The sequence below is a fragment of the Arenibacter palladensis genome (assembly GCF_900129275.1).
Lineage (GTDB): Bacteria > Bacteroidota > Bacteroidia > Flavobacteriales > Flavobacteriaceae > Arenibacter > Arenibacter palladensis.
Genome location: NZ_FQUX01000010.1, coordinates 98448 through 110427 on the forward strand (window position 1 = coordinate 98448; position 11980 = coordinate 110427).

6 protein-coding genes are annotated in these 11980 nt (G+C 42.8%); 2 read left to right on the plus strand and 4 right to left on the minus strand.

Translation table 11 applies throughout. The features are described 5' to 3' along the window. Window positions 1–6: 6 nt before the first annotated feature. From BUA60_RS20190 to BUA60_RS20205, 4 genes are all read right to left on the minus strand, one after another. The gene (locus tag BUA60_RS20190) at window positions 7–1380 is read right to left on the minus strand and encodes a DUF3748 domain-containing protein (RefSeq protein WP_178347041.1); all 1374 of its coding nucleotides are present in this window, start codon (window positions 1378–1380) and stop codon (window positions 7–9) included. 53 nt (window positions 1381–1433) lie between these two features. Next, window positions 1434–3674 carry a hypothetical protein gene (locus tag BUA60_RS20195; RefSeq protein ID WP_072864965.1) on the minus strand — a complete coding sequence of 747 codons (2241 nt, stop codon included), beginning with the start codon at window positions 3672–3674 and terminating at the stop codon, window positions 1434–1436. A gap of 823 nt (window positions 3675–4497) precedes the next feature. Then, window positions 4498–5922 carry an L-serine ammonia-lyase gene (locus BUA60_RS20200; RefSeq protein WP_072864967.1) on the minus strand — a complete coding sequence of 475 codons (1425 nt, stop codon included), beginning with the start codon at window positions 5920–5922 and terminating at the stop codon, window positions 4498–4500. A 554-nt stretch (window positions 5923–6476) separates the two neighbouring features. Then, the gene (locus tag BUA60_RS20205; RefSeq protein WP_245802595.1) at window positions 6477–7355 is read right to left on the minus strand and encodes a metallophosphoesterase; all 879 of its coding nucleotides are present in this window, start codon (window positions 7353–7355) and stop codon (window positions 6477–6479) included. 1928 nt (window positions 7356–9283) lie between these two features. Between BUA60_RS20205 and BUA60_RS23110 the strand changes: the two genes are divergently transcribed. Both BUA60_RS23110 and dnaK read left to right on the plus strand, forming a co-directional pair. Then, window positions 9284–9478, plus strand: a complete 195-nt coding sequence (locus BUA60_RS23110) for a hypothetical protein (RefSeq protein WP_178347042.1) — start codon at window positions 9284–9286, stop codon at window positions 9476–9478. A gap of 52 nt (window positions 9479–9530) precedes the next feature. Next, the gene (gene dnaK / locus BUA60_RS20215; protein WP_072864973.1) at window positions 9531–11441 is read left to right on the plus strand and encodes a molecular chaperone DnaK; all 1911 of its coding nucleotides are present in this window, start codon (window positions 9531–9533) and stop codon (window positions 11439–11441) included. The last annotated feature ends 539 nt before the right edge of the window (window positions 11442–11980 follow it).

Sequence of the window (11980 nt, forward strand, 5' to 3'; positions counted from 1 at the left end):
ATTTGGTTAAAGTTCGATGACAAAAATTTGCATGGTGGGAGTATTTCCGTCTTTGGAAACCATTCGGTTATAAGCTATTTTACGTCCGTCGTGGGACCAAACCGGATTTTTAGGTGGATTTTGTGTCGGTTTCGTCAGGACAGTATTTTTTCCGCCTTCAATATTTAACCCCACCAAAGAATTCTGCCATACATACACCAATCTATGGTCTTTGGGGTGCCAGCGAATACCGCCTTGCACGTCCGAGTCAAGAAAAGTACGTTGTATGGCCTCGCCGCCCCAAGGGGATATAGTGAATATCTGTTTAATATTGTGGTCATCTTTGGCAATATAGGCAAGCATACTCCCCCCGTAGGAGGAACGGACAATGCCTTCGCAACCAGGATATTTGCTATTGGCAGTGAAGGTTAATCTTCGTTGACGGGTACCTTTAGGGGGAGCTGGCAAATTGGTTTCGGTACCTTCAAGGGCAGCCTGTCCTGGAATGCTAATATCTTCTGGGATATCCACTATATAAACCTCATCTACCTGTTCCCCATTTTTACTTAATGTAGTGCCTATAAAGGCCCTTGCCCTTTGGGTAGCGCCATCGGATTTCAGGTAGCCGGAACTTCCCACCCAGCTGTCACCTGCCGCTCTACTTATTTCATCAGATCCGGGAACGGGATTTGGTACTACTTTTACCACTACCGTACTAAACCATTCCCCAGAAAAATTCTCACCGTCTTGGGATTCGGTAACGGTTACTGGATGATCTTTTTTGGAAACCCCTATGGTTCTAAGATTATGGGTAAGGCCAGTAGAGTCTTCCAGTTTTTTCATAATGGCGTCGTTATAAGTATAACCTATCCATTTTCCGTCGCCACTAAATTCATGTCTATGGGTACCCCCGCGTAAAGCTCCCACCGTAAACGGGAAGGAAATGTCCCTAGCATCCATAAAAATGGGCTTTCCAGGTTGGTCATCCTTTATGATTACTCCGGTCCGTCTCCATTGTTCATAAGGTTTGTCCGGGGTGCAATTTAATAATCCATGTATAAAAACCACCTCATTGTTGGTATGGCTATAGCTTACAGCTCCCACGCCGGGACCATAGGCCCTGTTTTGTTGCAGTTCGTACAAAACCACTTTTTCGCCGGTTTCAACATGTACCTTTTCAATCTTACCATTGGCCCCAATACCACCGGCCTCGGTTCGGGTGTCATATACCAGCCATTTATCGTCCGGGGAAAAATTGTCGTTGTTGTCCAGGTCATGGTTATAAGTGAAATCCTGGGTAATCTGCTTTTCCATTTTATAATTGTCTTTTCCACAAGCACTAAAAAGTATGGGTGTCATGAAGAGAAGGAGCATTGGTTTACTTTCTAAATTTAATTTCATGAGCTTTTTTTGGGTATCCATACCATTTTACTTGTTTCTATTATATTCAATTTTCAATCCATTGTTTGAGGAGCGCTTATAACCCCTAAATATCGGCCCATCCAATAGGGGAGCAGCCAAATGTCGCCTGCAGAATACTCTTGTGTGCCATTACTTCCTCCGTCCAGGGTAAACATATTTCCGTTATGTCTTTGCACACGACGCTCATCGGGAGGTAACACCTCTGCCGTTGTCTGTTCCCTAAAATTAGGTGCTATAAACGTAATATCTTTTCTATGGCTGTTCATGACCTCCCAAGCAACCATATCCATTGGGTGCTCCCTAAGGTACCAGGCCGCTTCCTCCAAATCGAACTCTTGGGTCCCTGTTAGGGCCGTCATAATATTCCAGGCACCTTCTTTTTCGGGCCTTTCAATTTCCCAGTGGTCAATTATAGCTTCCTTGAATTTTGTTTTTAAAGTGTCGTTAAAGGCATATCTATATAAGCCCCAATAGCCTACAAAGTACATTTCATCATCGGAATGGTTCCAGGATTCGGATAACATCTTGCTCCAATCATCGGCATCGTCCGGAGCCATGGCAACATCTTTCATGGGCCACATTAGATTGTCCAAATACCCGTGGTTATCCATTAGATCAAACGCTTTTTCCTTGTATTTTTCCTTACCAGTAAAATGATATGCCGTTTGCAGCATGCCTATAATATTGGAAGCATTTATTTTTCGGTCTCCCACCATTTTTGGTCGGGCATTTACATATTCTGGGTTCCAACGGCCCCATGTAGTGGGTTTGCCATCATAGTCTACCATATACAGGTCATTTCTTACAATATGGCTCATCAGGGTATCTATAAGGACTATGGCACGATCTTTAAGGTCGTTGTCCATAATTTCCGCCATAGCGCCATAGGCAAAAATGTGGCCAATGGCCTCATCGCTACTGGTAGTTGATTTCCAATCCCATTCCGGATCACTGCTATGCTGCCATCGGTCTGGGTCGTGCAATTGATTTATATATCCACTTCGCTCAAAGGATCTGGAAGGAAATCCGGGGACAGGATTAATGCTGAACAACCTTTCCATAGCGTCCATAGATTCCCTACAGTTTTGAAGGACATCTTCGGATTTGGTTACGGCATAGCGAAAAACCTGTCCAGCCAGGTACATAGTAGTCCATAGTCCGTCGTTATCGGAATCCGAGAGTCGGCCCGTATCAAAATTCCCATTGTCCATATCTACTAGGGTTGCATTGAACCCCAGTCTTATATGTCTGTTCCTTACCTGTTTTTCATAATATTGAGCCTTTTCATAAAGGGTCATTTCCTCAAAGACTATTTGACCCAGACCGGTATCCGTCAATATAAGGATGGAACCATCGGTACCTTTGGAAATATGTTTCACATTATTGCTGGGCATCCAACGTTTTCCATAGTAGTAACTAAATTTACCATCCTCTTTAAGCTTAAAGGCACCTTTGGTAGATCCAAACCAGAGATGTCCGTCAATGAGGTCTACATAATTGATTTCCGTCCAGGGCAATTTTATCTTTTTATCCCCAATTTGTTTTCCGGAAGTGGCATCCACTTCAAGATATCCATCCAAGGTGGTCAATATCAATGTATTGTCCACAAGGGCAAAGGAGGTAAAATTACTCCCTTCATAGACAGTTTTTAGGTTTGTATCTTTTGGATTGAAGGAGGTAACGGATTTTTCTCCCAAAATCCAGAAGGAATTGGTTTTTTGGTCGAATTTGATGGAAATGGTTTTATCCTTGGATAGGGCGCCCTGCCAACCAGGGTTATTTTTGGAAACATATTGTAGCGATTGTCCATCGCTGATCAAGAAATCGAAATCGGTTCCGGCAGCAAAAATATTCGCTTTTGGAAGGTTGTGTTTTAGGTATAGGCTTCCCGCCCAGGCGTTGCCGAGTACCGCCTCGTCATCCAAGTATACAAACTGGTCTTGATAGACGGTCATTGCGGAAATATTCTTATCGGTCAGCGGGCGGTAGGTTTTATCTTGTAAGAGAACTCCAGGATACAGGAACTGCCCATCGTGGGTACGTAAAATTCCGTCCGACGAGGAAACCTGAATAACCTCATTACGGTCCATATAAGCTTCGAACAGTAACTGGTCATCCTCCTGTTTGTCATATTTAATGCTGTAATCCTGCAGATAGGGAACATCCTTATAAACGGGCAAGGATGTGGTGGCGGTTTCCCCTTTCGGAGCTTCTGAACAGGATATGCCTATGACGAGTAAGATGAATAATAAATTTCGAAAGCTTTTTCTCATGTCAATATATTTTTGGTTGTAATAGATCAGGTGGTCTGTAAGGAAATCATTAATAGGTATATACCAAATAAAGGTATTACAGCCCTGTACAAATAAACCTTATTTGAATGTATTGGACTTCCTATATTTTACATGATTTGCATCATATATTGACTTTATAATTCATTTCTTCTTTTATTTTCAAATAAAATGTTAGAATAATTGAAATTTTAGAAGTGACCGATTATGTGGGTTAGGGTTGATGTAATAATTTGAAAATGGGTTAATGGGTTAATGTGGAAATGTACCAATGGGGTAATGAATCAATTTGATAATGTGGTGATTTGATGATTTGAAAATGGTTAATGTAGTGATGGGTTAATTTGAAAATGTACCAATAGGGTAATGAATCAATTTGGAAATTATTTAATTTGAGAATGAGTTAATTTGGAAATAGGGATTTGGTTGGTGCCAATTTCGGTGGCTGAGCCTGCCCGTTCCGTTCAGGCGGGCGTAGCCGAAGCCACAACGACTTGGGACGATTAAATTTGTTAGTCTGAGTACTTCTCGATACAATTTTATTACGCTGAGCTGCATAAAATCACCTACCTGCCGGTAGGCAGGCTCGAAGTGACGACTTTCAACTTTTAAACATTGAACATTAAACATTAAACAGTCAATTGGTATTGTTCACTGTAAGAAGCAGATTGCCGCGCTGCACCTGCCAGACGGCAAGGCAGGCCTACCTATCGGTAGGTAAACTCGCAATGACGACAGTTGACAATGTTGAAGACACAAACTATTGCCCATTGGCTAATGGCTTTTGCCTAAGGACCACTGTGTACTAACAATCACTAAGGTACACCCCAACGGCGAGTCCGCCTTCCGAGGTTTCCTTGTATTTGGTGCTCATATCCTTGGCGGTTTCCCACATAGTATTTACCACCTTGTCCAACGGCACTTTTGCATTGGCCGGGTCGGAGTCCAACGCCAGTTCTGCTGCATTGATGGCTTTTATGGCGCCCATGCAGTTGCGCTCTATACAAGGTATTTGAACCAAACCGCCTATGGGGTCGCAGGTAAGGCCCAAATGGTGCTCCATGGCAATCTCTGCCGCCATGAGTACTTGCTCCGGGCTCCCGCCCATTAGTTCTGTCAGCGCAGCTGCGGCCATGGCAGAAGATACGCCAATTTCGGCCTGACAACCGCCCATGGCCGCGGAAATGGTAGCTCCCTTTTTAAAAATACTGCCAATTTCGCCCGCAACTAAGAGGAATTGCTTAATGTGTTCAAAATTGGCCTCATGGTTTTCTATGACCATATAGTACATAAGTACGGCCGGTATTACCCCCGCACTGCCATTGGTAGGGGCAGTGACTACTCTGCCCAGCGAAGCATTTACCTCATTGACACTAAGGGCGAAGCAGCTTACCCATTTGAGGATGGAACGGAATTTAACTTCGGTCTTTCTTATGGTAAGCAACCATTCCTGGGGATTGGAATAGGGGAGGTCCCCTTTTAATTTTAAGTGGGTATCATAGGCCCTTCGCCGTACATGGAGTCCGCCGGGAAGGGTTCCTTCGGTATGGCAGCCTATGTACATACACTCCAACATGGTGTCCCAAATATGTTGTAGGCCTTGGTCTATTTCAGCATCGGAGCGCAAGGAACGTTCATTTTCCAATACCAATTGGGAAATGGTTTTGCTTTCCTTTTTACAGGCGACCAATAGGTCCGCTCCCTTTTCAATGGGGTAGGGGAAGGCCTTAAAAACTTCCATTTTCTTTTTGGAACGTTTAAGTTCTTCCTTCACGACAAAGCCTCCGCCAATGGAATAATAGGTTTCCTTTATTTGTTTGCCATTGGCCAAGCTGGCCCTAAAGGTCATTCCATTGGCATGAAAGGGCAAAAATTCTTTCTTAAATATAATATCCACTTTGGGATCGAAAGGAATTTCTTTGGAATTGTTTAAAAGCAGCTTGTTACTTTCTTGAATCCCTTTAATTATACCGTCTATATTTTCTATGGGGATGGTGACGGGGTCCGCCCCCGTAAGGCCCAACATAATGGCTAGATCTGTGGCATGGCCCTTTCCGGTGAGCGAGAGGGAACCATATATATCTACTTGGATATGCGTAAGGGAATCGAATAGCTTTTTTTCCAGTAGTTCGCCAATAAAGCGCTCTGCAGCCCGCCAGGGGCCCAAGGTATGTGAGCTGGAGGGTCCGACGCCAATTTTGAGCATGTCGAAAACACTAATGCATTCCATTTTTCAGCAGGTTATATTTTTAGGGTAAATATAAGATTATCTATTGGGAAATGAAGTGGCGATTATTAGCAAGTGTTAGGGCATTGTGGACGGAATAGCCAAAAGCCAGAAGGCAAAAGCCAAAAGCGAAGAGTAAAGAAAAAAGAGAAAAGATGGATGGGTTTATGTGGAAATGTACCAATGAATCAATGTATTAATAAATCAATGTGGAAATGGGTTAATGAATGAATTTGATAATGTGTTGATTTGATAATTTGTAGAAGGGGTAATGTGGAAATGTACCAATTGATTAATGTAGCAATGTATTAATAAATCAATGTGGAAATGGGTTAATGTAAAAATGTATCAATGCGGAAATGTACCAATGTGATAATGTAGCAATGGGGTAATGAATTAATTTGATAATAAGGTAATTAGATAATTTGAAGATGAATCGATTTGGGATTTGAACTTGAAACAAGAAACCAGAAACCTTAAAAATAAGGCCTTAGTCCAAATTCCTGTCTATAGATTCTCAATACTCAATTCTGATTACTAATAACCTCATTCTCACTTCATTCCTTGATCTTTAGGCTTCTGGAAGGTTCCCGTCCATACCCTTGTATCAGAATGGAGTCTTTTGTAACACGGACCTTGGCGAAGGCGGAGGTGCTTTGGGTGTCTACCATTCCCTTAAAGGTTAGGTAGTGTACCCCATGGCGTTCGGCATAATCGCCGTTGTGGTTATGGCCGTTGAAATAGAATTTCACATTGGGGTATTGGTCTATAAGGGCAAGAAATTGCGGACTGTTCCATAATCTGTGCACCTTATCTTCCCCTAGCACAGGAAAATGACAATAAAATCCGACGTTTTCCTTATTCTTTTGGGCCAATATCAATTCGCTTTCCACCCATTTTAGTTGTTCATGACTTAGGCCTCCGTTCCAGGTTTGTAGGTTGGGCGGATTGGATTTTGACAGCAGGTTGTACAAGGAATCGGTTTGTGCTATCTTTTTAGCAGAAATGGCGCCCTGATAACTTAGGTCGTTCCCATCTAGGACAATGAATCGCCAATTTTGTTCCGCAAAACTGTAATACCGTTGTTTCAGGTTCATTTTCCCGGGCACCAGTGGTTTTAGGGAATCGGCAACACTAAAATCGTGATTGCCCAATACTTGGAATTTTTTGGTTTTTAAAGTGTTCCAGATCGGTCCAACGGTGTCAAAGCTGCTAAAATCCCGATCAATAAAGTCGCCCAAATGAATGGCATAATCCAAAGGCGAGCTGTTAAGGCTATCTACTGCATTTTGCAGTTTTACAGGCGAGTTTTTATAAAATCGGGAGGGAGTGGATTCGCAATGGCAATACTGGCAGTCGGCCACAATTCCAATGGCCAATTCTTGGTTTGGTTCGGTTTTAGGGTCTTTTGTACCACAACCTACGAGGGTTGCCAAAACTAGGATGAATTTAATTTTTTGCAGTTGGGCCATAGGGTAGTGGTGTTCTTTTGGATTTGATTCTTGAAATCAAATATAGTTGTTTTTGGATTTAGGAAGATTAAGGGAGGGGTGTGTGTCAATTTGAAAATGGGTTGATTTGATAATGTACCAATCTGATAATGTAGAAATGGCGGAATAGCCAAAAGCCAGAAGGCAAAAGCCAAAAGAGAAGAGTAGAGAAAAAAGAGAAAAGATGGCTGGGTTAATGAGAAAATGTACCAATGTGGTAATGAAGCAATGACGTAATAGCCAAAAGCCAGAAGGCAAAAGCCAAAAGCGAAGAGTAAAGAAAAAAGAAAAAAGAGAAAAGACAGATGGGTTAATGTGGAAATAGTTTAATTTGAAAATGTACCGATGGTTTAATGTACTAATGGGTTGATAGGTTAGATTTTCGGAAGAATTCGTCATTGCGAGGTGACGAAGCAATCTCTACATGGAATGAACAGATTGCCACGCTTCGCCCGCCTGACGGCTGGGCAGGCCTCTCTAGCGGCTAGGCCAGCTCCAAGTGACGACAATAAAGGCTCCTCCCTTGTGACGAAGGGAGGTGGATTCGCCATAAGCGAAGACGGAGAGTTTTGAAAGCCCAGGTCCTTGGTACAGGATAAAAGGTAGGGTAGTGGTTGAATGAGAAAATGTACCAATGTGGTAATGAAGCAATGACGTAATAGCCAAAAGCCAGAAGGCAAAAGCCAAAAGCGAAGAGTAAAGAAAAAAGAGAAAATAGAAAAGATAGATGGGTTAATGTGGAAATGAATTAATTTGAAAATGAGGCAATGTGGAAATTTGAAAATGAACGAATTGTCTAATGTGGAAAGTAGAATGAAGCATTATAAATGTTCTCTATAAATTATGAGGTCTCTTCCGATAGTTGTCGTGATGCCCTTACAATGACGAAATTAAGGGCTCCTTCCCTTGGTTAAGGGAAGGTGGATTCTCCGCCAGCAGCGGAGGAGACGGAAGGGATTGAAAACGTAGGCCTAGGTATGGGATAGTGGATAGGTGATAGGAGGAGAAATGCTCAATGAGCTTCTGTCAAAAACCCACCCCCTGCCTGCGGCAGGCAGGCTAACCTCCCGCTAAAAGGCGGACAGGCTCTCTCAAGAGGGGAATTGTTTAGGTGCTAATATTGTATTTATGAAAGAATTATTCCCCCTCCCAGGGAGGGGGTTAGAGGGAGGACTTTTTACTTTATTTGTTGCTAATTGTTAACGGACAAGAAGCAGATTGCCACGCAGGCTACCCCTTCCGACTTCTCCTACGTAGAAGCCACCTTCCCCTGCCTAGGGGAAGGAGCATCTAGTTATATAACTTTCAAAAAAAGTCTTTAGTTTAGGTTCTTGATTCTTCCAAGCCTCAATCTCTGTGTCCTTCATATGGTGGCTGAGCCTGCCCGTTCCGTTCAGGCGGGCGTAGCCGAAGCCACAAGTTCTTGAACATTAAACTGTTCATTGCTAATTGTTGATTGTTCACTGTAAGAAGCAGATTGCCACGCTTTGTTCGCAATGACGACAATTAACAATGTTGAACAAACAAACTATTGGCTTTTGGCTAATGGCTTTTGGCTGAGGAAAACTGTCCTTTGTTCTTTGTTCACCGTTTGAGCCACTGACCACTGACCACTAACTACTGTACAATGTAAGAAGCAGATTGCCACCCAGGCTGCCCCTTCAGTCCCCTCCTGCGTCGAAGCAGCCTTGTCCTCCCGCAGAAAACGCCGGACATGCCTAACCAGGGGAAGGAGCAGCTAGTTAAATAACTTTCAAAAAAAGTCTTAAGTCTAGGTTCTTGCAACTAGATTCTAAGTTCTTCTTCTCACTACCCAATACCCAATCGCCACATTGAACTTTATAACATTGGACTTTCAACTAAAAAAAGCATTAGTGATTGCAATGGATAGCTCCCAAAAGGGGACCTTGGGAGGGACAATTTTGGGACTGGGAATGGAAAGCACGACCCCTTGGCATATTTTCGCCAAGGGGGAATGCCCAAAAAAACAGAATGAACTGCAATTCTTGGTGAATTTGGAGGAGGGTTCTGACAGCTTGTCATATTTTTTGTCATGGCACAATCATTGACTTAATAGACCCGAGTGCTAAAAAGATTTTTCAACACAGTAAATATATAAACATGAGTAAAATTATTGGAATAGATTTAGGAACAACAAACTCTTGCGTTTCGGTTATGGAGGGTAACGAAGCTGTTGTAATCCCAAACGCAGAAGGTAAGAGAACTACTCCATCTGTCATTGCTTTTGTAGAGGGTGGCGAGATCAAGGTTGGAGATCCTGCCAAAAGACAGGCAGTTACAAATCCAAACAAAACCATTTATTCCATAAAACGTTTTATGGGAAATAAATTCTCCGAGTCCAGTAAGGAAGCCGAAAGGGTACCTTATAAAGTGGTTAAGGGAGATAACGATACCCCAAGGGTAGATATAGACGGACGTTTGTATTCTCCTCAGGAACTTTCGGCAATGATACTTCAGAAAATGAAGAAGACTGCCGAGGATTATTTGGGACAGACTGTTAGTAGAGCGGTAATTACCGTACCTGCCTACTTTAACGATGCGCAAAGACAAGCAACCAAGGAGGCCGGTGAAATTGCCGGACTTACCGTAGAAAGAATTATAAACGAGCCTACCGCAGCCTCTTTGGCCTACGGTATGGACAAGAAGGATACAGATCAGAAAATAGTAGTTTTCGATTTTGGTGGAGGAACACATGATGTTTCCATCTTGGAATTGGGAGACGGTGTTTTTGAAGTATTGGCTACCGATGGGGATACCCACTTGGGTGGTGATGACGTGGATCAAAAAATAATCGATTGGTTGGCCGATGAGTTCAACAAGGAAGAAGGAATAGATCTACGTAAGGATGCCATGGCATTGCAACGTTTGAGAGAGGCTGCAGAAAAGGCCAAGATTGAGTTGTCGTCTTCTGCACAGACCGAAATTAACCTTCCATACGTAACCGCTACGGCTTCAGGACCTAAGCATTTGGTACGTTCATTGACCAAAGCCAAGTTTGAGCAATTGATAGATGATTTGGTAAAACGTACTATTGAGCCTTGTGCCACTGCCTTAAAAGCGGCCGGTCTAAGCAAAAGCGATATTGATGAGATTATTTTGGTTGGTGGTTCTACCAGGATTCCTGCCGTACAGGATGCGGTTGAGAAGTTCTTTGGCAAGAAACCTTCCAAAGGGGTAAACCCAGATGAGGTGGTTGCCGTAGGTGCCGCTATACAAGGTGGGGTATTGACAGGAGATGTAAAAGACGTTCTTTTATTGGATGTTACACCACTTTCCTTAGGTATTGAAACTATGGGTAGCGTAATGACCAAATTGATCGAGGCCAATACGACTATCCCTACCAAAAAATCGCAGATTTTTTCTACAGCTGCTGACAATCAGCCATCTGTTGAGATCCACGTATTGCAGGGAGAGCGCCCAATGGCAAAGGATAACAAGACAATAGGCCGTTTCCATTTGGATGGTATTCCACCAGCGCAAAGGGGAACCCCACAGATTGAAGTTACCTTTGATATAGATGCCAATGGTATTATAAAAGTATCGGCTACCGATAAGGCTACCAACAAAACGCAGGATATTAGAATTGAAGCTTCTTCAGGATTGACAGAGGAAGAGATCAAGAAAATGAAAGCGGAAGCGGAAGCCAATGCAGAAGCGGATAAAGTAGCTAAGGAAACTGCCGATAAATTGAACGAGGCCGATGGAATGATCTTCCAGACCGAGAAGCAATTGACCGAGTTTGGCGATAAATTATCTGCGGATAAGAAGAAGCCGATCGAGGATGCCCTGGCAGAGCTTAAAAAGGCCCATGAAGCCAAAGATTTGGCTTTGATTACTCCAGCTTTGGAAAAAATCAACGAGGCTTGGAAAGTAGCTTCTGAGGAAATGTACAAGGCCCAGGCCGAAGCACAGCAAGGTGCTCCTGCAGGTGGCGCTGATACTGCATCTTCAAACGGAGAGTCTAAAGAGGCCGATAACGTTGAGGACGTAGATTTCGAGGAAGTGAAATAAGGACTTCCCTTACTATAAACAAACCCCTATCAAAGCAATTTGATGGGGGTTTTTGTTTTATGTGGTTATAGCCAAGAGCCAAGAGCCAAGAGCCAAAAGTGAAGAGCCAAGAGGCAAAAGCCAAAAGCGAAGAGTAAAGAAAAAAGAGAATAGATAAATGGGATAATGTGAAAATTTACCAATGGGTCAATGTGGAAATGATGGGATAGCCAAAAGCCAGAAGGCAAAAGGCAAAAGTGAAGAGAAGAGAGAAAAGAGAAAAGATTAATGGGATAATGTGAAAATGTATCAATGGAGTAATGAATCAATGTATCAATTAGATGATTTGGAGATTTGGAAATTTGATAATGAGTTAATGTGGTAATGTGAAAATGAACGAATTGTCTAATGTGGAAAGTAGAATGATGCATTATAAATGTTTTCTATAAATTATGAGGTCTCTTTCGATAGTTGTCGTGATGCCCTTACAATGACGAAATTAAGGGCTCCTTCCCTTGGTTAAGGGAAGGTGGATTCTCCGCCAGCAGCGGAGGAGACGG